The following is a 22274-nucleotide window of genomic DNA, read 5'->3' as shown; positions in this document are numbered from 1 at the left end:
GAAGCCATTGGAGGCGACTTGCTATGCCCAATACCCCACTTAAGGTTGGCGTTATCGGTTATGGATACTCTGCGAAAACGTTTCATTTGCCCTTTATTGACACGTTAGAATCGCTCACCTTAAGCGCGATTAGCTCTAGCCAGCAGCAAGTGGTACAAGCAGATTGGCCACAGATTGCCTACTTTGATTCGGCGCAGCGGCTCATCACAGAAAGTGATGTCGACTTGGTGATTATCACCGCGCCAAATGATGTGCATTTTCCTCTGGCGAAACTCGCTTTAGAGTATGGTAAGCACGTGATTGTCGAAAAGCCGTTTGTGACGCAGATTGAACAAGGCCGCACCTTGATTGAACTCGCGAGGCAGCAAGGGCTGTTATTGAGTGTTTTCCACAATCGTCGTTGGGATGGTGATTTTCTTACGGTCAAAAAGCTGATTGAGCAAGGACAACTCGGTGACGTGAAGGTATTCGAATCGCACTTTGATCGCTATCGTCCTGTGGTTCGTCAGCGTTGGCGGGAACAAGCGCAAGAAGGGGGCGGCATTTTGTTTGATTTAGCGCCCCACTTACTGGATCAAGCCTTAGTGTTGTTTGGTCTTCCGCAGTCGTTATCCGCAGATTGCCGGATGATGCGACCAGAGGCCACCACCATAGATTATTTTGATCTGCAATTGTATTACCCACAGCATGTGGTGCGCTTGCACGCGAACTTGTATAGCCCAGAGCCTAATGTGCGTTATCAAGTCCTTGGTAGCTTAGGTAAATACGTGAAATATGGCTTAGATCCGCAGGAAGATCGTTTGAAAGCCGGAGAGCGTCCTACTCACCCTCAGTGGTCGCAGGAAATGCCCGAACAATATGGCATCTTGTATCACGCAGAGGGGAGTGAAAACGTCATCACTGAGCTTGGGGGGTATCAGCACTATTTCACACAAGTGGTTGAGGCTATCCGAAACGGTGCATTCAATCCCGTGAGTGCAGAGTCGGCGCTGCAATCAATCCAACTGATTGAGTTAGCGTTAGAAAGTAGCGCCAAAGGCCAACGCTTAGCGGTGACTCTCTAACGTTAAAGCACTCACGCTTTAGGCTAAGCAGCGTAGCTATTTGTTCGCTGCTTGGCGCATTTCTTCATAACCACCACCGTTATGCACTCGAGTATAGCCCTGTTCAATCAAATATTTCTGAGCGATGCCAGAGCGATTGCCACTGCGGCAGTAGAGCACGATAGGGCGCTCTTTCTCGATGGCGTTAAATGCGGTTTCTACCTCGCTCAGTGGCCAGTTTAGTGCTGTATCGAGGTGCCCTTGCGCATATTCTTCGACGGTTCGAACATCAATCAAGAGCGCACCTTCATTGACCATCTGCCATGCGAGCTCTGCGCGCTCGGAAGCTTGAGCTCCAGAGCTAAACCAAGCACTCAATAAGGCCAATAACGCTTTTAATCCATTTTGTCGCATAACGAGTTCCTTCATTATATTTTGCTTGTGGCAAAGTCTAATGGTATCGAGGGTTGTTTTTCAAATGCCAAAACCTGCTCTAATGGCATCGGTTTGGCGTAAAAATAGCCTTGAATCCAAAACACATTTCGTTCTGCTAAGTAATCAACTTGGTATTGGTGCTCAACCCCTTCCGCGATGACTTCAATGTTTCCTCCTTGAGCGGAAGCGATGATCGAATCTAATACACTGATTTTTACATCGTGGGTGTTGATGGTATCGACGAACATTTTGTCGATTTTGATGCTACTGATTTGTAAGTTTTGTAGATAAGCAAAGCCACCGTAGCCAGTACCAAAATCATCAATTTTAAACTGATACCCTTTCTTCAAGAGATAAAACACTTCCTCTTGCGCTTGAGTCATGGCCTTGATGGGGACTCGTTCGGTAAGTTCAAATTTAAGGCGCTCACTGTATGGCCAATGTAGCTCTTCCAATAAATGTGTTAGATGGTGTTGCTCAAGGTGGTCGGCGACCACATTGATACTCACCCAACGTTCGGCTGGGAGCAGCGCGAGATCGCGATAGACTTGTTGAATAAGTTGGTTGGTGATCTTGACGACCAAGCCAGAATCTTCTGCTACAGAGATGAATAGGCTGGGTGGTACAAGTTGGTGGCCTTTTTGCCAGCGTAGTAGCACTTCGTAACCTACGACCTCTTGCGTTCTTGAATCGACAATGGGCTGATAATAGGGAATAAACTCTTCATCTCTGATGCCTTTTTCAATCAAGCCTTCAATAGAATTACGATAGTTACGTAAAATCAAATAGCTTGCTGAGAGAAATACGCCAAGCAGTACTGCGAGAGGGAGCCCCCAAGTAAAAACCTGTTGCCGTGCAAAAGTGAGTAAAGTCTCACCAGCAAGCAGGGTTTGTTCACTATGGAAAGGAGCGTTACCCGAATGCTGGCGAATAGAAAGCGGATTGGATTCCCCTAGTATGGCGATGTTGCCGCGCTGAATGGCCAACTCACTGAGCATAGGATCCAAAAATTTAAACTGTAAGTAAAAACAATCAGAGCAAGGTTCGCGAAGCAGCTCTTGCGCCCAACTGCCATCCACTACCCAAAAGACGCGGCCTCTTGGTTCGCTATATTGGATCAACAATTCTCGTGAAGCTGTTTGGGTTTTAGGTGTTGCAGAGAGAGTGAAGCCCATCGGCTCAGAGGCGGATAAATCCGCCGCAAGAGCAATCGGATAACCTACGGTGGAACAGCCATCACCTTGTGCATTTTCAATGCCGATCAAACGAACAAATCGGTTGTAAAACTGTGGGTCACGGATTAGCTGTTGATCATGGCTATTACAAGTAAACGTCAGTGACTGGACTTGTTGCGTGATCATACTGTCTAAAGCCAGACTGCGTTGCTCGAGGTACTGATTAATCTCAGCAAATTTCTGATTAAGCAGATGTTGTGCGACAAGAGGAGCCCAGAGCGGCTGAGCCAATAAAAAAATAATCAAGGGTGAGAGTAGAATGGCAAACGCGATTCTCATCGGTGCTTTTGAAATCACAGTCTTTTCCTTAGCCATTGTAGAGCGTCAGCGTGGCAAATAAGTCCAAACTATGTAACACAATGAAATGCAAAGCAATGCATTGATAGATTTTGTTTATGAAAGCCGTCCTTGGCTCTCACTGAAGGCCGAAGGCTGTGCAAATGTGTGCCTGATAAATGGGTCACTCACTTGCCGCCTGCCACAGTAGCTCCTAGTGATTGGGGGATAGCAGATCAATGACTTCATTTAGGCTAGTGCAAATAGGATGACCAAGAGCGATCACCTCGGGGCTCGGTTTGACTAAATCAGGGATCTGGAAAGCGTGCATTTGCGCTGCCATAGCGGCTTTGATGCCATTATTCGAGTCTTCAAACGCAAGGCACTGCTGAGGTTCGACACCTAAGCGCTCTGCCGCGAGTAAATAGATCTCTGGATGAGGTTTACCTTGAGTCACTTCACAGCCCGTGGTGATGTTCGCAAAATAGTGATCTAAACCAGCCAACTGCAACTTGATAAGTGCCACTTCTTTTTGGGTAGAGGTTGCGACAGCTATTGGTATTGAACGAGCTTTCAGCCACTCAAGCAGTGCGATCACCCCATCTTTATGTGGTATGGCTTCATGCATGACCACTGCGTTATAACGCTGCCGCCACTCGTTATGTAACCTTGGCAAATCTTCACCGTAAGCTTGGCTCAAAATGCCATTAATGGTTTTGGCATTACAGCCAATCACCGAGAGATAGACCTCTTGCTGAAAAGGCAATCCACAAGCGGTACACGCTTCTTGAAACACTCGCATACAGACCCGTTCGGTATCGAGCAGTAGACCATCCATATCAAAAATAGCGGCTTGAAATTTCATCGTTCCCACCTACCACAAAAAAGTGAGCGACCATTGTCCCATACTTTCCTGATGCAAGAGAACCCAAAACTTAGAACTGCAGTGGTTGGATCAGTAGATAAGGGTATTTTAGATCAGTAAATTAGCGAGAGAATTGCGGTAATTTCCGCTAAACTATGTTGCAAAACAATGACAATTTAGTGTCAGCAGGTGAATGAAGTGAAAGCAGTGTGGATAAGGCAGTGGTTCCCCGGACTCTACCAATTTAAAGATTATCAACGGGGATGGTTAACCGATGATGTACGAGCCGCCTTTTCTGTTGTGGCTGTAGCGCTGCCTGTAGCGATCGCTTATGCGCAGTTAACCGGTGTGCCTGCTATTGTCGGACTTTATTCGTGTGTTTTGCCTATGTTGGTCTATGCGCTGATGGGCACCTCACGCCAATTGATTGTGGGGCCAGATGCCGCCACTTGCGCGGTGATTGCGGCCGTGGTGACTCCTCTTGCCGCCGGAGATACCACCAAGCACTGGCAGCTGGTGATGACCATGACCGCCATGACCGGTTTTTGGTGCATATTGGCGAGTCGGCTCAAACTGGGCATTTTCGCCGATTTTCTCTCAAGGCCGATTTTGTTAGGTCTGCTTAATGGGGTGGCGCTGACGATTATTGTTGGTCAGTTTGCCAAAGTATTGGGGCTCAAGTATGAAAAACGTTATCTGCTCGAACGGATTGTTGAAGCGCCAGAGCTGCTGTACTCCTTGCATTGGCAAACCTTGGGTTTGAGTGCGCTCACTTTAGCGATTTACTTAGTGATCAAGCGCTGGCAGCCGAGATGGCCTGCGGCGATGTTTGCAATCATGGTCGCTGCCTTGCTGGTGTGGGCACTGAATCTTGAAAGTGTGGGCGTACAAGTGGTGGGGGTTATCCAAGGCGGTTTACCTGAGTTCCAAGCTCCGGCTTTTGATTTAGGGATCAGCCGTGAACTCGTTATGCCTGCGCTCAACTTAGCGATGGTGAGCTTTGTGAGTATGATGCTCACCGCTCGCAGCTTTGCGGCTAAAAATGGCTACGATATTGATGCGGATAAAGAGTTCCGAGCGCTTGGTGTCGCGAATGTCGCAGCCGCCTTTTCGCAAGGCTTTGCGATCAGTGGTGCCGATTCCCGTACCGCAGTCAATGACGCCAATGGTGGTAAATCGCAACTGGTTTCGGTCATCGCAGCCTTGTTTATTGCGCTGGTGGCGGTTTTTGCTTATCAGCCTTTGCAATTTATCCCTGTCGCGGCTTTGGGCGTAGTACTGATCATCGCCTCATTGTCTCTGCTCGATTTAAAAGGCGTTTGGAATTTAAGAAAGCGCGATAAAGATGCGTTTTACCTCGCACTCATCACCTTTATCGCAGTGTTAGTGATTGGGGTGATCCCAGGGATCACTTTGGCGGTACTGCTGGGTTTATTCCAATTTCTCAAATTGGTGATGCGCCCCACTGATCAAATGATGGGATTGGATGGGGAAGGAACGCTACGCACACTTGATGATTCAGAGAAAGCAAAACCGATCCCCGGCATGGTGATTTTCCGTTTCAATTCTCCGCTGACCTATTTTAACGCACCTTATTTTAAGCGGCGTATTCTCGATCAGACCGAGCGTGAAGGCGCCCAAGTGGGTTGTGTGATCATTGATGCTGTGGCCAGTTTTACCCACTTAGATCTGAGTGTGATGGCGATGCTGGCGGACTTACATGGCATCCTGAAAAAACGCGGTATCCGTCTCATTCTAGCGGGGCGTAAGCGCAGTTTACGCCATTGGTGTGACCTTACTGGGATCAATACTGCAGAAGGTGGAATCGTCCTGCGTGCCGATATGTATTTAGCCATCAAACTGAGTGGTTGTTACCTAAGTGCGATGGAAGAAGGCCATGTCCCTGTGGTGCAGAAGGAACCAGATATCAGCGTGTTGCTAAAACCAACCACGACCGAAGTGGCTTAAACATGGTTAGGGGCTCAAGTGGAGCCCCTTTTCTTTTTCGGTTAAAAATCCGCATCAACTTGGAAAGTCATGGGCTGCTTAGTGTAGGGATGAGCAAAACTCAGTTGTTCGGCATGCAAAAACAAACGTTTGTCTTGCAAGCCATACAAATCGTCACCGACAATCGGCGCATTTAAGCCAAGATGATGGGCGCAATGTACTCGCAATTGATGGGTACGTCCTGTATGTGGGTAGAGGTAAACACGAGTTCGGTTTTGCTCCACTTGCACGGTTTCCCAATGAGTGAGTGCAGGCTTACCTTGCTGCCAGCACACTTTTTGTCTTGGCCTATCATCCAGATCGCCACACAAAGGCAACTGGATCTCACCTTGTGTTTCGCTTAATTTTCCTTCGATAAGTGCGACATAGCGCTTTTGGACGGCACGAGAAATAAACTGCTTTTGCAACTGTTTGTTAGCACGTCGCGTCAGCGCAAACACCAAAAGTCCAGAAGTAGACATATCGAGACGATGTAGGGCAAATACCCCTTCTGCTTGGGTAAATTGAGCCTTTAAGCGCGTCAACACAGAATCATGCACATGCACACCGGGGACAGAGAGAAATTCAGCAGGCTTATTGACCACCACGATGGCGTCATCTTGATACACAATGGTGATGTCTTGACCTTGCACCGGATTGCTGAGCAGTGGATTATCTTCCAGCGGCATCCCTTCTAACATGTGCGCCAAAATCGGTTGGCATTTACTCTGACATGCAGGATAGAACTTCTTATGCTGACGAATTTCCGATTTGGGGGAGCGCCCCCACCAGAACTCTGCCAATGCAATGGGTCGCAGCTGATGTTGGAACGCATAGTGTAATAGTTTTGGAGCCGCGCACTCGCCTGAGCCTGCGGGTGGGAGCGGATTTTTGGTCACGGAAAATAGCTCAACCAAATCCTTTTCAACGCCACGGATATTGGCAAAACGATAGGCGGAGAACAGTTTTTTCTGCAGCGCCGCAGAGCGCTGTTTACGTTGCTGTTTCAGTTGCTCAATGCGCATGAGTTTATGATCTAACCTATGCTGTAAAGCCGCAATACGCTGTTCCCACTCTTGTTTGAGGCACTGTAACTGACGCTTTTGTTGCACACTTTCTTCCGCTAGGCGAGCCAACAGAGTGTGTTTTTCTTTTTCTGGTAGCTCTTCTGCTTGTAAGCGCTGCTGTTTTCGCAAGTGACGCTGCTTGCTGTGCAATATACGCCGCTGGCTCAGCTCATGCTCGGCTTGTAACTGAGATTGCTTAAGGGCACTAGCGAGTTCCGCAAGCTCCGGATCAGTTTCTTGCTCTCGCACTTGTTGGTTAATGACCGCAATCTGATCGCCATCCACTCTGAAAAAAGACGCATCAGCAAAGCGGTCAAACACAGGGGGAACAAATCCCGGCAACCGATTTTGTTCAGCCAGTTGACCAGAGAACGCCGCCAAATAACCCAAGGTTCCAGAGCGATGCTGCACAACCAGTACTCCAAACATTTTGCCGTGAGCTTGAGGGTCGGTTTCCGTTAAACCAAAAGGGTGATACCAATCGGTTTGAGTGAGTAAATGTTGCTGTAGCTCATCGGCCGCAATTTCAGACAGTGGGTGTGGCTGATAACAAAACGGATAAGTAAAGCGCTCGGGTAGCGCGATATGGGTGATGACAGAAGTAAAACGAGTGAAGCAATCGGGCAGTGCAGACATACAAATGACAGAGTGGGTAAAGCAAAGGCGCATCTTACCTGCTTGGGTGAAACTTGTCAGTCTATGTTTCTATTGGTGATTGTTGACCTATACCGTGCCTACTTGAAGTTGCAGCGATATGGGTTACGTTCGCTCACCCCAATCACATAGTTTATTTATGCTCATGATGATGAACTTACTTGCCACCTTTCTGCAACACCAAGTAGTTTGGTTATCGCTCTTTCAACTTACAACAGTTCAATGTAGGGATATTTGTTCACCCTAATTAATGGTCGATGTTACATTCCCAAAACATATCATTTCCAAATGTTGTATTTGCCTGTTATATCATCAATGTGAGTGAATTCTGGCCAAATGTTAGTGATAAAGGGTTATTGACTCTAATGTATGGTCTAGGATTCGCTTAAGTAAAAATTGCTTAATAAGAATGAACTAATTAATCCTATTAAACTCTGCGACTAAGTTATGAGGCTGAAAGGGTATTAATTTAATAGATTTCTCAATTAGGAGATAATGAAATAATACTATTAACTTTATTCACTTTTAATATTCACTTTAAATGAAGAAGAAACGCAAAAATGAATTGTTTTATATTTTCCTGACGTTTCTATGACAATCTTTCCTTTCAGGTAAGATCTTGCCTGCCTGGCAGAGAGGTGTTGTTTTTGGGCAATATATTGCCCAGTTGTGAGGTTGATATGCAAAAATGACCTCCAAAAGTATGGAACATTAATTGCTTTAATACATTTTACTAACCGATGAGGACAGAATATGGGTAACGGAATCGTAGTAGGACATTTAGGTACAGATCATGATGGTTTCCCGCCAACGCCAGTGACCGCAGGTTCATCCACTGTGCGTTATGATGGGATTCCAGCGGCTCGGCTTGGTGATCCTTTAGCCCCTCATGACAAGCCAAAGCATCCGCCGCATGGCCGTGCGATTGCCGCAGGCTCAGGTACCGTGATGATTGATGGTAAACCCGCAGCAAGGGCTGGAGATGCGGTCGATTGTGGTGGCGTATTACAGGGAGCAAGCAGTGTCAACATCGGTTAAAACCCTGATTTTTATCGTAACACTTCTGTTTGTAGGGCGTAGTTTTAGCGAGGAAATAAACTACGATATGCAGCAGTTGAGTGCTCAGCAAGCCTACGAAAATGGTCGTTTGCTGCGTGCGCAATTTAAGAATTTAGCCGCTCGCGAATACTTGAAATACGCAGCAGACCTTGGTGAGCCAAGTGCGGCTTATCTTTATGCGATGGAAGTTGCTAACTACCGAACCACCATTCGCACTCCGCCTGAAAGCCAGCACTATTTATTACTCGCTGCTCAAGGTGGAAGCCGTCAAGCGATGCGAGTGTTGTATCAAAACGGTGAGTGGCTCAGAGCCGCAGAACGCAGTTTATGGCAACAAACTTATTACGATACTTTGATTGAAGTAGGCTCTCGTGAACCGAGTCAGGCCGCTTATGAGCTCGCGCTGTTCCATCAAAAGGATAACCCCAAGCTTGCCCAGCATTATTTAACGATTGCAGTTGAATTTGAACACCCTGCAGCTCTGATGCTTATGGCGCAACAGATTGAGCAAGGAGAGGGCAGTTATCCCATGCCTGGTAGCCGAGCAACCGAAGCTCGAAAAACGTATCTGAAAGCGGCGCAAACGGGCTATATCCCTGCGATAAGAAACTATATTCAACTTCTTGAAAATAAAGGTAAATACCAAGATGCCTATTATTGGCGCCAGCAGGCAGTACAGCGTGGCGATCTCACTTCTTTGGTGGCGATGGGCGGTATTCTCAGTGGACAGAGTGAGTTTTATCGTTTTGTCGAGCCTGATCTTAAGCAGGCCAAGGCTTACTTCAATCGATATTTAGAAGTGGCAGGCAGCGATCGCTTGAGTCATGTTTACCAAAATAGCCAAAAGCAACTGCTCGATATTTCAATGCAATTAAATGAGCATGAAAAAGAAATTTCAGAGAAAATAGAGCTTCAACTCGAAAATTATCAGCCTTTTTTCAACCATGATGCTTACTGGGATAATTAGTTCCCTGTTAAGTATTATTTAAGTATGGTTATTGGATATATTTTTGGGTAAAAGATCACGCTTCGGGTTTTTTTTCGATTACTTTTTTGTCTCCATGAATAGAATGCCATCTCATATTTATTGGGTATTAGATTATCGCAAACAATATTTAGACCAGATAACTGATACATGGCAGCAAAAAGCTGCTAATGATAAGTTTGCATAATAAGCCCATTTTTCATCAATATATCAAAATACAACAACACTCTGTGACATGGCTTAGTGTGGGATTTATTTTCTCACAGTGTCACGGAAGTGATTGACTCTATTTCATATTTTGAAATGAGAGCCCTTAGTTATCACTAAGGATAAGTTCAAGATTCTTGGTTGATTGAATGATTTCAATCAACTGTTTCATTGACAACGTTTGGCATAGGTATTGGAGACGTAATATGTCTAAAGAAGGAAGTGTAGCTCCCAAAGAGCGGATTAATATCAAGTATATTCCGGCGACGGGGGATGCACAGGCTGAGGTTGAGCTACCACTCAAAACCCTGGTAGTAGGTGATTTCAAAGGGCATGCGGAGCAAACCCCATTGGAAGAGCGTGCAACAGTCACGGTAGATAAGAACAACTTTGAAGCCGTAATGCGCGAGAGCGAGCTGAAAATCACCGCCACGGTGAAAAACAAGCTGACTGATGATGAGAATGCCGAGCTTCCTGTTGAACTCAATTTCAAATCCTTAGCCGACTTCGCTCCTGATGCGGTGGCATCACAAGTTCCAGAACTGAAAAAATTGATTGAGTTGCGTGAAGCGTTAGTTGCCCTTAAAGGGCCGCTAGGCAACATTCCCGCATTTCGTGAGCGTTTACAGTCATTACTCAACTCAGAAGAGTCGAGAGAAAAACTGTTGGCAGAACTGAATCTGCTCAGTGGTCAAGAAGAGCCACAAGCGTAAGCAAACGTTATTAATCAATTAATCACTCATTAGGAACTTAATGATGTCTACGACTGAAAAGGTATTGGAAAGGCCACAGCTTGCTCAAGGCAGCCTTCTTGATGAAATTATGGCGCAAACCCGTATCGCACCAAGCGAAGAGGGTTACGACATCGCGAAAAAAGGTGTTGCAGCGTTTATCGAAAATCTTATGGGTTCACAACACTCTGCTGAGCCTGTCAACAAATCTCTGGTTGACCAAATGTTGGTTGAACTGGATAAGAAAATCAGTGCACAGATGGATGAAATCCTGCACAACTCGCAATTCCAAGCGATGGAATCGGCATGGCGCGGTTTGAAGCTGTTCGTGGATCGCACTGATTTTCGTGAAAATAACAAAGTCGAAATCCTTCACGTAACCAAAGATGAACTGCTGGAAGATTTCGAGTTTGCTCCAGAAACGGCTCAGTCCGGTCTTTACAAGCACGTTTATTCTGCCGGTTATGGTCAATTTGGTGGCGAACCTGTTGGCGCGATCATTGGTAACTATGCGTTTACCCCTTCAACGCCAGATATGAAGCTGCTGCAATACATGGGCGCACTGGGTGCCATGGCGCATGCTCCTTTCATTTCAAGCGTAGGTCCTGAATTCTTTGGTATCGACTCCTTCGAAGAACTGCCTAACATTAAAGATCTCAAGTCGACATTTGAAAGCCCGAAATACACCAAATGGCGTTCACTGCGTGAATCGGAAGATGCGCGCTATCTTGGTTTGACCGCGCCTCGTTTCCTGCTGCGTGTTCCTTACGATCCAATCGAAAATCCAGTGAAGTCGTTCAATTATGCGGAAAACGTCAGTGCTTCGCACGAGCACTACCTGTGGGGTAACACGGCATTTGCCTTCGCAACTCGTTTGACGGATAGCTTTGCCAAATATCGCTGGTGTCCAAACATTATCGGCCCACAAAGTGGTGGTGCAGTTGAAGATCTGCCGGTGCATGTCTTTGAATCTATGGGTGCATTGCAAAGCAAGATCCCAACCGAAGTCCTGATCACGGACCGTAAAGAGTTTGAACTGGCGGAAGAAGGTTTTATTGCTCTTACTATGCGTAAAGGCAGTGATAACGCGGCGTTCTTCTCTGCAAACTCCATTCAAAAACCTAAGGTTTTCCCAAATACCAAAGAAGGCAAAGAAGCGGAAACCAACTACAAGTTGGGTACCCAGTTGCCGTACATGATGATCATCAACCGTTTGGCGCATTATGTGAAAGTTCTGCAACGTGAGCAGATTGGTGCTTGGAAAGAGCGTCAAGATCTTGAGCGTGAACTGAACTCATGGATCAAACAATACGTTGCTGATCAAGAGAACCCACCCGCAGACGTACGTAGCCGTCGTCCACTTCGTGCCGCGCGCATTGAAGTGATGGATGTGGAAGGCAATCCAGGTTGGTATCAGGTGTCGCTCTCGGTTCGTCCTCACTTTAAGTACATGGGTGCGAACTTTGAGTTGTCATTAGTTGGACGTCTTGATCAAGCCTGATTATGACGTACATCGCACCTGAAGAGAGTGCATTTGGTGTTGGCTTTTTCGAACGTTTGGAAGCCAACGCCAAACCTATGTCGCTGACCCGTGGGCCAGACGCGTGGGATGTACTCGAATCGATCAAACGGAATGTCTCTAACATTCTGAACACTCGAATTGGTGGAGCGCAAAGTGCCCCTCATCTCGGGTTGGTGGATTTTAATGATGCAACGCTGGAAACCTTAGATCTCTCCGTGCGAATTAAATTGGCGATTCAACAGTGCCTTGAGCGCTATGAGCCGCGTTTAACTCGCGTTCTGGTGAGAGCGGATCAAGATAGCTTTAACCCGCTGACTTTAAGGTTCCACATTACCGCGACCATCAATAGCGAAGCGTTACACGAAAAAGTCCAGTTCAGTCTGTTATTGGATCAAAGCAGAAAATATCGAGTGTTTTAACCTCTATGACGCAAGACAAGTATTTCAGGGAAGAGCTCGCTTTTTTAAAAGAGCAGGGGAAAGAATTTACCGAAATTCACCCTCAGCTTTCGCGTTTTCTTCATGGCCGTACGACCGATCCTGACGTTGAGCGTCTTTTGGAAGGTTTTGCATTTCTTACCGCGCGTTTGCGCGAAAAGGTGGAGGATGAGTTCCCTGAACTTACTCACTCCATCATTAACATGCTGTGGCCAAATTATCTGCGCCCTATCCCGAGCATGAGTGTGGTGGCGTTTGAACCTGACAAAAGTGTCAGCGAGAAGCAAGTCATCCCACGTAATACCCAATTGGATAGCAAGCCAGTCTTTGGCACGGCGTGTCATTTCAACACTTGCCGTGATGTCGCGCTGTATCCGATGCAGTGTCAAGGTGTTCATGCCGAACACACACGTGAAGCCACGACCATTCAGATCTCGTTGCGCATGCTGGGCGATATGACAGTAGGCGACGCTAAGCTCGATACCGTACGTTTTTACTTAGGTGGTGATAAATACAGCTCGCAGACTCTCTATCTTTGGTTACACCATTATCTACAAAAAATGACCATTGAAGTGCAAGGTGTCGAGTTCGCACTGCCTGCTGATGCGTTTTCAACCGTTGGTTTCTCAAGTGACCAAGCTTTGCTGCCTTATCCAAAGAATGTCTATGACGGTTATCGTATTTTGCAAGAGTACCTGTCGTTTCCTGAAGCCTTTCACTTCTTTGATGTAAAAGGTTTTGCCAAAGCTTTACCGAAAGCGGTCAGCGGTGATTTCACCTTACGCATCCATTTTTCGAAAACATTGCCTGCTGATACACGAGTGCGTCAGGACAATTTTCAACTCTATTGCACACCGGTCATCAATCTGTTTGAGCATGATGCCGATCCGATCGATTTGACTGGGCGTCGTTCAGAGTATCGAATCGTCCCGTCCAGTCGCTATCCTGCCCACTATGAAATTTTCAGCGTGGATCAAGTGGTTGGTTGGCAAGATACCCAGTCAGAAGGCAAACGGATCCGCGGAGAGAAGCGTATCTACTCTTCTTTTGAAAGCTTCCAACATGAAGTGGAACGGGTTCGTCATCGTCAAGCGCTTTACTATCGCACACGAGTCAAAGAGAGCATCCGGGGGGATGGTTTTGATTCATTTATCTCTTTTGTGCGCGGTGATGAAACCTTATCAATGGGAGTAGATGAAGCCGTCTCAATCAAACTCACCTGCACCAATCGCTTGCTGCCATTGGAACTTGGGGTGGGGGATATTTGTGTGGCGACCGACAGCTCACCCCCTTTTGCCACATTCAAAAATATTACGGTGCCTTCGCAGTCACTGCGCCCGGTTCTCGATGGCAGCTTACTGTGGACGCTGATCTCGAATCTATCGCTGAACTACCTATCACTGCTTTCAAAAGATGCACTGAGCTGTGTGCTACGCGCTTACGATTTTCGCGCCTTGGTCGATAGGCAAGCTGAACGTGTCGCACGGATGCGCCTTGATGGCATAGTCAAAATAGAATCTAAACCGGTTGATAAAATCCTACGTGGTTTGCCTGTGCGTGGTTTGCAATCGACGTTGTATGTCGATCAAGCGGGATTTGGCTCGGAAGGTGATTTGTTCCTGTTTGGTACGGTACTCAGTCATTTCTTTGCACTTTACGCCAGCATCAACTCATTTCACGAATTAGTCGTGGTTAACATCAGCAATCAAGAGAAGTACTCATGGGGCACACAGAGCGGAATGCAGCCGTTGATCTGAATTCAGATCCAGCGCAAGCCTCTCCGTTGAGCTTGCCGGGCAATGTACGGGAATACAACTTCTACCAACTGGTTGAGCTGTTGCAAAAACTGGCTGATATCAATCCCGAATCGGAAGAGTGGGAGCGCGATTGCCGCTTGGTGTTCAGTGCTAACCCGAGCCTTGGATTTTCGCCCAGTGATGTGATGGCGCTTGAAGCGCGTGACGATGAGCGTTGGGTTATGTTGACCAACTTTTTTGGCCTTTCCGGTGCACAGTCACCTCTGCCGGGGTTCATCCTTGAGCAATTGGTGACGGAAGAGCCTGGGGGGTATAAGCAGCCGTTTCTCGATTTTTTCAATAACCGATTGATTAATTTGGTTTATCGCGTTTGGCGTAAATACCGTTACTACGTACGTTTTCAGCCCGGTGCGCAGGATGTGTTCTCTGCACAGCTGTTTGCGCTGGTGGGGTTGGGCGATCCTGATCTTCGCGGTGAAACACCGATCAACTGGTGCAAAATGCTGGCTTACGCGGGCACGCTGGCCGGACGTAGCCGTTCGCCACAAGTCGTGGCCGGCATTATTGCTCACTGTTTTGATTTACCTGATGTTTCCATTCGCCAGTGGGTCAGACGTCGGGTATCGATTGACCGGAGTCAGCAACTGGCGCTGGGCAAGCAGAATGCGCGGTTGGGGATGGACACGGTGATTGGCGAGTCCGTTATTGATTGCAGTGGAAAATTTATTATCTGTATCAAACGGTTATCTCGCAGTCGTTTTGCTGACTTTTTGCCCTCCGGTAAAGAGTATCAGCCACTTTGCAAGCTGGTGGAGTTTATTTTGCGCGAACAGATGGCGTACGACCTCGAGCTGGCGATGGATGAACGGGAAGCGCCGCTGTTTTGTCTGGATACTAAACAGAATATCGCCCTCGGCTGGACTTCGTTTCTTGGCCAAGATGCAGCCAATAAACATGTGTTAATTCAAGTAAGGCAATAACCATGAACTCAGTGACATTACCTTCGTTGACCCTATTAGTCACCAATGCTCAGCACTTAGAGTCTGGCTTGTCCGCTCAGCATACGTGGACCTCGTCAGGTGGAGTGATCGGCTCATCGCCGAATGCGCAGTGGCGTTTGGTCGATGCGCAAGGCAGTGTAAAACCCATGCACTGTGAAGTGATGATGGTAGACGGGGCGTATTGTTTAAAAGACAGCTGCGGCAGCACGTATGTCAACGGGGCAGACATGCCACTGGGCGTTGGGCAAATGGCACGCCTGACTCACAAAGATGAAGTGAGTGTGGGGCCTTACCGTTTGCGAGTGCTGTTTGGTAACGCCATCGAAGTGGAAGAACAATATGGATCTTTAGATGCGCTGTTTGCCTCTAAGGATGAGGATCTGCTGGCGGATTTGACGTTCGACATCGAACCAGAAAAAAACGAATTACCAACCAATACAGACCCATTACAGGCGCTCGATAACCTGATGGGTGCGGCGGGCAGTTCGACCTCCTTACTGGATGATCCTAAAAGTGAGCAGCCGTTATCCGCCCAACCTAGCCTCGTGCCACAAGATAACTTAGTGCTGCAAAATGCCGATTTTACGCCACAAGCGGACAGTGAGTATGAGATGACTTCATCGATCCGCCTTAAGAAAATTCTTGGTTTTGCGAAGGCCACCTTTGCTAAGCAAACCAAATCAGAAGCACCGAGCGTGACTTCTGCCACCCCCACAATTTCTCAATATAAAACCAGCGAAAGCAACGTATCAGAGGGCTTCACAATGGATGAAAAAGTACTGGATTTGTTAGAAGAGGAAGTCGCGAAAAGTTTCCAACCACAGTTGGAGAAAAGCGCGTATTCCACTATGCACACAAGCTCAACCAGCCAAGCTAACCACTTGGTGACAGGTCCGATCTTGGAAGGGCTCGGCGTAGACCTGAGCGATGAAAATGATATGAATCGTATGCATCTTTTATCGCAAGAGTTGGGTGAGTCTTTGCAAGCTTGTGTGCGCGGTTTACTCGATTTGCATCAACAAGTGAGTGAAAGCCGTTTCGGTACTTTGAACCGTAATCTGCAACCCATTGAAGATAACCCGCTGCGTTTAGGCCTCTCCTATGAAGAGACGATCCGCACTCTGTACGATGCTGATAAGAGCGTCGTGCACCTTTCTGCCCCTGCGGCGATTGCTGAAAGCCTAAAAACCGTTCGCGATCATAATGAAGCGATGCAGTTCGCCACGTCAGAAGCCTTGAGCCAAATTCTCAACGCTTTCTCACCACAGGTGATGCTGCGCCGTTTCCACCACTACAAGCGCAATTCTGATACCACACAAACTTCAACGGATGCTTGGGCGTGGAATATGTACTGCAGCTACTACCAAGAGCTGACCTCTAACCGCCAACGCGGCTTTGAGAAGTTGTTCTGGGAGATCTTTGAGCAAGCCTACGATCGCAAAATTCGCGAGAAGCAACTGGAGCTATAACCGTGAACAAAGTGCTGTGGATGCTGTTTGCCTTGACGGTGCTGACCGCGTGCAGTTCGTCGGATAAGTACGAGCCTGCGAAAGAGCCGACCAAGGTGACTTTTAGCTTAGTCAGCGATGAAGGGGTGAACCCGAACATCTGGGGTGAAGCGTCACCGATAGAAATTCAAGTTTTTGAGCTAAAGGATGACTCGATGTTTATGTCGTCCGACTACGACCAGATCAAAACCGATTATAAAAAAGCGCTGCGCAGTAACTTTGTTAAAAACTACGACTATGTACTGACTCCAGGGCAGTTCAAATTCGTCAACGCTTTCGAAGTCGATGAGGAGACCAACTACATCGGCGTGATGGCTCATTTTGCCGAGCCTGAACTCAGCGAATGGAAGAAAGCGGTCAAGGTGATCAATAAAGGGCGAGAGTATCACTTGCTGATGCTGTTTAAAGACTACGATGTGAAATTGGATAGGGTGGAATAACAAACGATGTTTGCGCGTAACCGAGTGATCTGGAATGAAGGGCTATTTATTAAGCCGCAACATTTCCAGCAACAGCAGAGATATACGGAGTACTGCCTAGACGAGCGCCTGAGCACCGTGAGCCGTTACTTGTATGGGATTTCCGAGTTGTCGCTCAACCCGGAATACCTCTCGTTTGGCCGTATTGCGATTGAGCGTGCGGTCGGCGTGATGCCCGATGGCACCACCTTTCGTATTCCTCAAGAAGATCATCTTCCCGATGCGCTCGAAGTGACCGATGCGTCATTGGCAAACCAGATTGTCTACTTAGCCGTACCGCTACGTAGTGAGTCGCTGATGGAGATTAACTGGCCAGAAGAGCGTGGTACGGGGCGCTATGTCAGCCGTCGTCTCGAAGTGCGTGATGTCCACAGCGTGCAGGGTGATACCACGACGATTGATGTTTCCCCTGTGCGTTTGCAACTCATGCTTGAGCGAGAGGATCGCAGTGCGTATGCCTCAATTGCTATTGGCCGTATTTTAGAAAAACGTCCTGATGGCAGCGTGGTGCTCGATCCGGATTTCATCCCTTGTCACTTGAATGTGGTGGGCATCTCTGCGCTGCACCGCTTTATTAATGAGATGTCAGGCCTGATGCGTGAGCGAGCGAAAAATATTGCTCAGCGCATCAGCTCTCCAGCACAAGGTGGGGTTGCTGATGTTTCGGACTTTATGCTGCTGCAAGCTTTAAACCGTCTGCAACCACAAATGAAGCATTTGGCAGAGCTGCGCAGCTTACACCCAGAGCGTCTGTTTGAATGTCTCTCGTGTGTGTGTGGTGAGCTGGCTACCTTTACTGACGAAAGTCGTCTGCCGCCCAGTTTGCCAAGCTATAACCATGATTCACCCAGCCACTCTTTCCAGCCACTGATCCGCAGCTTGCGTCAGAGCTTGAGCGTGGTGCTAGAGCCGCGCGCCGTCTCTATCCAACTGGATAAACGTAAGTACGGTTTGATGGTTGCGCCAATCCACGACCCACAGTTGATGGAGAGTGCAGAGTTTATCATCGCGGTTAAAGCTCGCATGCCGTTGGATGAGCTACGTCGTCTGTTTACTCAGCAAACCAAGGTGGCATCGGTTGAGAAAATTCGTGAACTCATCTCACTGCAACTGCCGGGTATTCCATTGACGCCATTACCGGTCGCACCGCGCCAATTGCCTTACCACGCTGGCTACACCTACTACCAACTGGATAAAACCAGCGCTGCATGGGCGATGTTGACTCATTCCAGCGGTTTTGCGTTCCACGTTGCTGCAGCTTTTGACGATCTTGAGCTGCAATTCTGGGCTATCAGGAGCTAACCATGTCACAGAGTAAAAAAGAGACGCCATTAGCCAGTTTGTTGTTCGACGATGTGGAAAAAATTAACCACGACCAAGACTACTGGTTCCAATTGCGTGGGGACAATCCAAATGTGCTGATTGATGCCGCGACACCCTTGTTTGGGCTTTCTCTGCGGGTTCGCACCCTCACTGAATGCGACAACATTGAACAGATCTACCGTCAGACGATTGAAGAGATCAAAGCGATTGAAATTGAGTTGACGGAGCAAGGTTACGAACACGCCATTTTGATGGCCTATCGCTACATCTTGTGCGCCTTTTTGGATGAATCCGTGATGGGAACCGAGTGGGGCGCGTCCAGTTTATGGGCCGAGCACTCCATGCTGTCACGCTTCCATAATGAAACGTGGGGTGGCGAGAAAGTGTTTACGATTTTGAGCCGTCTTGAGGGTGAACCACACCGTTACCAAGCGCTATTGGCCTTTATTTATCACTGCCTGATTTTGGGCTTTGAAGGCAAATACCGTGTGATGGAAGGGGGACAAGCTGAGCGCGAAAAAGTGATCAGCCGCCTGCATCAACTGCTGAGCAGCTTGGAAGAGAGCGAGCCACAAGACTTAACCCGTCCGACCGATCATGTGGTGCGTGCGAAATATACCCTAAGCAGACAGATGCCTGTTTGGTCTGTGTTTGCTGGCTTTATCGTGCTTTGGATAGGTCTATTTCTCGGCTACAGCTATGTGCTGCATAGCAAATCCAGCGATGTGCTCAATCAACTCAATCAAATACTTTAAACATAATTAGGCTAGGTGGTACGTTGTGATCCGTATTGAATTACCCACTCTTATTGCAAAACTGAATGCACAAAGCAAATTGGCTCTGGAGCAAGCGGCCTCTCTCTGTATTGAGCGCCAACACCCTGAAGTCACTCTAGAACATTATCTGGATGTGTTACTGGATAATCCCCTCTCTGATGTGCGTCTCGTACTCAAGCAAGCGGGGCTGGAAGTCGAACAGGTGAAACAGGCCATCGCATCAACCTATAGCCGTGAACAGGTCTTGGATACCTATCCAGCGTTTTCGCCACTGCTGGTCGAGTTACTGCAAGAAGCTTGGCTGCTTTCCAGTACCGAGTTAGAGCAGGCTGAGCTGCGTTCAGGGGCGATTTTCTTAGCCGCGCTGACCCGTGCGGACCGTTATCTGTCATTCAAATTGATCAGTTTGTTTGAAGGCATCAACCGCGAAAACCTCAAAAAACACTTTGCGATGATCTTAAGTGATTCTGCAGAAACCGCAGTGGCTAAAACAGACAAAAATGCGGCCAATCCACTGCAAGCCGCCGCAGAAACACCACTCGGACGCTTTTGCACGAATGTGACTGAGCAAGCCCGTAACGGTGAGCTTGATCCTGTCCTGAGCCGTGAAAACGAACTCAACTTGATGGTGGATATTCTGTGCCGTCGCCGCAAAAACAACCCGATTGTGGTGGGTGAAGCAGGTGTTGGTAAAAGTGCCATGATTGAAGGTTTGGCGCTGCGTGTGGTGGCTGGCAAAGTGCCCACCCAACTGCAAAATGTAGAACTCTATTCGTTGGATCTTGGTCGCTTGCAAGCGGGTGCATCGGTGAAAGGCGAGTTCGAAAAGCGCCTAAAAGGGGTGATTGATGCGATTAAGCAATCGCCTAAACCGATCATTTTATTCATCGATGAAGCGCATACCTTAATTGGTTCTGGTAACCAAGAAGGGGGCAGTGATGCGGCAAACTTGCTCAAGCCTGCGCTGGCGCGTGGTGAGTTAAGCACAGTGGCGGCGACGACGTGGAAAGAGTACAAAAAGTATTTTGAAAAAGATCCCGCGCTGACGCGCCGTTTCCAACTGGTCAAACTCGATGAACCAACGATCGATCAAGCCGTCGATATTCTGCGCGGTCTTAACAGTGTCTATGAAAAGGCACACAACGTACTCATCACTGATGATGCACTAAAAGCTGCCGCTGAACTTTCAGCGCGTTACATCTCAGGTCGTCAACTGCCCGATAAAGCGATTGATGTGCTGGATACCGCTTGTGCGCGGATTGCGATCAATATGACCACGCCACCTAAGCGTTTAGCACTACTTGAAACCTTGTGCCATCAGCGTCAACTCGAAATTGATATGTTAGAGCGCGCGCAATTCCTTGGCCAAGAGGTCGATAGTGAGCGCCTTGATGTTCTGCGTAATCAAGAGTTGGCCGATGAAGCGGAAAAAGCCGCGTTGACACAGAGTTGGCAGCAGCAAAAAAGCTTGGTGGAGTCGATCATCGCACTGCGTGCTGAGCTGATGGAGTTAAGCCAAGCGCAAGAGCAAGATCCCGACCATTTATTGGTGGTGCGTACGGCGCTGCAAGAGCAGTATCAAGCACTCGATGCGATTGATCATGCTGAGCGCTTGATGCACCCGCAAGTCGATGCGGATCAGATTGCTGAAGTGATCGCCGATTGGACGGGCGTGCCTGTTGATCAGATGAACACCGATGAGCTGCATAAAATCACCCATTTGACCTCGATTTTAGGCCAAGCGATCAAAGGCCAAGAAACGGCCATCGAACGTATCCATCGTCATTTACTGACAGCGCGTGCCGATCTGCGTCGTCCGGGACGTCCGAAAGGGGCATTCCTGCTGGTGGGGCCAAGCGGTGTAGGTAAAACCGAAACGGTAGTGCAACTGGCAGAGCAGCTTTACGGTGGTAAACAGTTCCTCACCACCATCAACATGTCGGAATACCAAGAGAAACACACCGTTTCCCGCCTGATTGGTTCACCTCCGGGTTATGTTGGCTACGGTGAAGGCGGTGTGCTGACGGAGGCTATCCGTAAGATGCCTTATTCGGTGGTTCTGCTTGATGAAGTCGAAAAAGCCCATCCAGAAGTTTTAAATATCTTCTACCAAGGCTTTGATAAAGGCGAAATCGCCGATGGTGAAGGCCGTGTTATCGACTGCCAAAACATCGTGTTCTTCCTGACATCGAACTTAGGCTACCAAACCATAGTCGATTATGCCGATGAGCCCGCCAAGCTTGATGAAGCGCTTTATCCTGAATTGGCCGCTTTCTTTAAACCTGCTCTGCTGGCGCGTATGGAAGTGATCCCTTACCTACCACTGGGTAAAGAAGTGTTGGCACAGATTGTTCGCGGCAAGCTGGCTCGTCTCGAGAAACTGTTCAAGACACGTTACAACGCAGAAGTGGTGATTGAAGAGAGCTTAATTGACGAAATCTTAAGCCGTGCGACACGCAGCGAAAACGGTGCGCGTATGCTGGAGGCGATCATTGAAGGGCAATTGCTGCCGCCCGTTTCATTGGCGCTGCTGAATAAACTCGCCGAGAGAGCGCCCGTTGAGCGCATTCGTTTAGCGGCAGAAGCGGGTGAATTTATCGGAGAGGTAGCGTAACCATGAGTCAATGGCTGGCGTTTGCAACCCAATTGGTGGGGGTAAGGAAGTCCCACCAGCTTGCGCTGCAATTTGTTGATCTGCTGACTCAAGGCTTAGATCTGAGTGATAGCCTTTTGTTGTTGCCATCGTCGGATGGGCGTTTACTTGTGCCTCATGATCCACAGCGTCAGTTCGCGTGGTCAGTGACGGATTTTGATGTGCCTTTTGCCCATGTTTTGCAGTCATCGAATGCGATGCATTTGACTGCGGAAGAGTTGGTATTTTGGCAATCCAATCGCACTTTTAGCCAGTTAACCTCTCGCGTGGGGATG

General features: G+C 48.1%; 18 protein-coding genes and 1 pseudogene. 15 read left to right on the top strand and 4 right to left on the bottom strand.

Translation table 11 applies throughout. From position 1 onward, the window contains the following. The first annotated feature begins 23 nt into the window (after positions 1–23). Positions 24–1064, top strand: a complete 1041-nt coding sequence (locus GOU96_RS03025; protein WP_113628984.1) for an oxidoreductase — start codon at positions 24–26, stop codon at positions 1062–1064. A gap of 36 nt (positions 1065–1100) precedes the next feature. Here the strand turns inward: GOU96_RS03025 and GOU96_RS03020 are convergent, their stop codons facing one another. The 3 genes from GOU96_RS03020 to GOU96_RS03010 all read right to left on the bottom strand — a co-directional run bounded on the left by GOU96_RS03020 (position 1101) and on the right by GOU96_RS03010 (position 3854). Further along, positions 1101–1457, bottom strand: a complete 357-nt coding sequence (locus GOU96_RS03020; RefSeq protein WP_001249602.1) for a rhodanese-like domain-containing protein — start codon at positions 1455–1457, stop codon at positions 1101–1103. Positions 1458–1471: 14 nt separating this feature from the next. After that, positions 1472–3028 (bottom strand): EAL domain-containing protein, encoded by a 1557-nt coding sequence (locus GOU96_RS03015; protein ID WP_113628985.1) that lies wholly within the window; start codon positions 3026–3028, stop codon positions 1472–1474. A 175-nt stretch (positions 3029–3203) separates the two neighbouring features. Next, positions 3204–3854 (bottom strand): HAD family hydrolase, encoded by a 651-nt coding sequence (locus tag GOU96_RS03010; protein ID WP_181743369.1) that lies wholly within the window; start codon positions 3852–3854, stop codon positions 3204–3206. A 189-nt stretch (positions 3855–4043) separates the two neighbouring features. Between GOU96_RS03010 and GOU96_RS03005 the strand changes: the two genes are divergently transcribed. Continuing rightward, positions 4044–5822, top strand: coding sequence for a SulP family inorganic anion transporter (locus tag GOU96_RS03005; protein ID WP_113628987.1), 1779 nt, complete (start codon positions 4044–4046; stop codon positions 5820–5822). Positions 5823–5863: 41 nt separating this feature from the next. Here the strand turns inward: GOU96_RS03005 and GOU96_RS03000 are convergent, their stop codons facing one another. Continuing rightward, the gene (locus tag GOU96_RS03000; RefSeq protein WP_267780844.1) at positions 5864–7543 is read right to left on the bottom strand and encodes an RluA family pseudouridine synthase; all 1680 of its coding nucleotides are present in this window, start codon (positions 7541–7543) and stop codon (positions 5864–5866) included. 771 nt (positions 7544–8314) lie between these two features. On the opposite strand from GOU96_RS03000, the gene GOU96_RS02995 reads away from it, so the two are divergent. From GOU96_RS02995 to GOU96_RS02935, 13 genes and pseudogenes are all read left to right on the top strand, one after another. After that, positions 8315–8599: a type VI secretion system PAAR protein gene (locus tag GOU96_RS02995; RefSeq protein ID WP_000526406.1), complete on the top strand. Its 285-nt coding sequence runs from the start codon at positions 8315–8317 to the stop codon at positions 8597–8599. A gap of 67 nt (positions 8600–8666) precedes the next feature. Then, complete coding sequence (locus GOU96_RS02990) at positions 8667–9587, top strand: sel1 repeat family protein (RefSeq protein ID WP_258503095.1); 921 nt, start codon at positions 8667–8669, stop codon at positions 9585–9587. 431 nt (positions 9588–10018) lie between these two features. Continuing rightward, a complete protein-coding gene (tssB, locus tag GOU96_RS02985; RefSeq protein WP_000031391.1) occupies positions 10019–10525 on the top strand; it encodes a type VI secretion system contractile sheath small subunit in 507 nt (168 codons plus the stop codon). A gap of 43 nt (positions 10526–10568) precedes the next feature. Then, positions 10569–12044 carry a type VI secretion system contractile sheath large subunit gene (gene tssC / locus GOU96_RS02980; RefSeq protein WP_000108140.1) on the top strand — a complete coding sequence of 492 codons (1476 nt, stop codon included), beginning with the start codon at positions 10569–10571 and terminating at the stop codon, positions 12042–12044. Between the two features lie 2 nt (positions 12045–12046). Further along, a complete protein-coding gene (gene tssE / locus GOU96_RS02975; protein ID WP_000221000.1) occupies positions 12047–12484 on the top strand; it encodes a type VI secretion system baseplate subunit TssE in 438 nt (145 codons plus the stop codon). A gap of 5 nt (positions 12485–12489) precedes the next feature. Then, on the top strand, positions 12490–14259 hold the full coding sequence (gene tssF / locus GOU96_RS02970) for a type VI secretion system baseplate subunit TssF (protein WP_000189792.1): 1770 nt from the start codon (positions 12490–12492) through the stop codon (positions 14257–14259). Continuing rightward, on the top strand, positions 14223–15239 hold the full coding sequence (tssG, locus tag GOU96_RS02965; protein WP_000510180.1) for a type VI secretion system baseplate subunit TssG: 1017 nt from the start codon (positions 14223–14225) through the stop codon (positions 15237–15239). The genes tssF and tssG overlap by 37 nt, the downstream gene beginning before the upstream one ends. A gap of 2 nt (positions 15240–15241) precedes the next feature. Then, positions 15242–16729 carry a type VI secretion system-associated FHA domain protein TagH gene (gene tagH, locus GOU96_RS02960; RefSeq protein WP_175248350.1) on the top strand — a complete coding sequence of 496 codons (1488 nt, stop codon included), beginning with the start codon at positions 15242–15244 and terminating at the stop codon, positions 16727–16729. Between the two features lie 2 nt (positions 16730–16731). Beyond that, positions 16732–17208 carry a type VI secretion system lipoprotein TssJ gene (tssJ, locus tag GOU96_RS02955; protein WP_001045311.1) on the top strand — a complete coding sequence of 159 codons (477 nt, stop codon included), beginning with the start codon at positions 16732–16734 and terminating at the stop codon, positions 17206–17208. A 6-nt stretch (positions 17209–17214) separates the two neighbouring features. Next, entirely contained in the window at positions 17215–18549 is a 1335-nt protein-coding gene (gene tssK, locus GOU96_RS02950; protein WP_000458007.1) for a type VI secretion system baseplate subunit TssK, read from the top strand. A 2-nt stretch (positions 18550–18551) separates the two neighbouring features. Then, on the top strand, positions 18552–19325 hold the full coding sequence (gene icmH / locus GOU96_RS02945; protein WP_000083407.1) for a type IVB secretion system protein IcmH/DotU: 774 nt from the start codon (positions 18552–18554) through the stop codon (positions 19323–19325). A 25-nt stretch (positions 19326–19350) separates the two neighbouring features. Continuing rightward, positions 19351–21960, top strand: coding sequence for a type VI secretion system ATPase TssH (gene tssH, locus GOU96_RS02940; protein WP_267780788.1), 2610 nt, complete (start codon positions 19351–19353; stop codon positions 21958–21960). Between the two features lie 2 nt (positions 21961–21962). Continuing rightward, positions 21963–22274, top strand: a pseudogene (locus tag GOU96_RS02935) (sigma-54-dependent Fis family transcriptional regulator); the annotation flags it as partial.

It is taken from the genome of Vibrio sp. R-1 (assembly GCF_035615595.1).
Classification (GTDB): Bacteria; Pseudomonadota; Gammaproteobacteria; order Enterobacterales; family Vibrionaceae; genus Vibrio; species Vibrio cholerae.
Note: the sequence above shows the minus strand (reverse complement) of the source record. Positions and strands in the feature narration are given on the sequence as shown.

Bases quoted from the DNA above. Each gene is read 5' to 3' on its own strand.
- GOU96_RS02990 (WP_258503095.1), top strand. From the start codon at position 8,667: ATGCAGCAGTTGAGTGCTCAGCAAGCCTACGAAAATGGTCGTTTGCTG.
- tagH (WP_175248350.1), top strand. From the start codon at position 15,242: ATGAACTCAGTGACATTACCTTCGTTGACCCTATTAGTCACCAATGCT.
- tssC (WP_000108140.1), top strand. From the start codon at position 10,569: ATGTCTACGACTGAAAAGGTATTGGAAAGGCCACAGCTTGCTCAAGGC.
- GOU96_RS03010 (WP_181743369.1), bottom strand. From the start codon at position 3,854: ATGAAATTTCAAGCCGCTATTTTTGATATGGATGGTCTACTGCTCGAT.
- tssE (WP_000221000.1), top strand. From the start codon at position 12,047: ATGACGTACATCGCACCTGAAGAGAGTGCATTTGGTGTTGGCTTTTTC.
- tssG (WP_000510180.1), top strand. From the start codon at position 14,223: ATGGGGCACACAGAGCGGAATGCAGCCGTTGATCTGAATTCAGATCCA.
- GOU96_RS03020 (WP_001249602.1), bottom strand. From the start codon at position 1,457: ATGCGACAAAATGGATTAAAAGCGTTATTGGCCTTATTGAGTGCTTGG.
- GOU96_RS03015 (WP_113628985.1), bottom strand. From the start codon at position 3,028: ATGGCTAAGGAAAAGACTGTGATTTCAAAAGCACCGATGAGAATCGCG.
- GOU96_RS03025 (WP_113628984.1), top strand. From the start codon at position 24: ATGCCCAATACCCCACTTAAGGTTGGCGTTATCGGTTATGGATACTCT.
- tssF (WP_000189792.1), top strand. From the start codon at position 12,490: ATGACGCAAGACAAGTATTTCAGGGAAGAGCTCGCTTTTTTAAAAGAG.
- icmH (WP_000083407.1), top strand. From the start codon at position 18,552: ATGTCACAGAGTAAAAAAGAGACGCCATTAGCCAGTTTGTTGTTCGAC.
- GOU96_RS03000 (WP_267780844.1), bottom strand. From the start codon at position 7,543: ATGTCTGCACTGCCCGATTGCTTCACTCGTTTTACTTCTGTCATCACC.
- GOU96_RS02995 (WP_000526406.1), top strand. From the start codon at position 8,315: ATGGGTAACGGAATCGTAGTAGGACATTTAGGTACAGATCATGATGGT.
- tssK (WP_000458007.1), top strand. From the start codon at position 17,215: ATGTTTGCGCGTAACCGAGTGATCTGGAATGAAGGGCTATTTATTAAG.
- tssB (WP_000031391.1), top strand. From the start codon at position 10,019: ATGTCTAAAGAAGGAAGTGTAGCTCCCAAAGAGCGGATTAATATCAAG.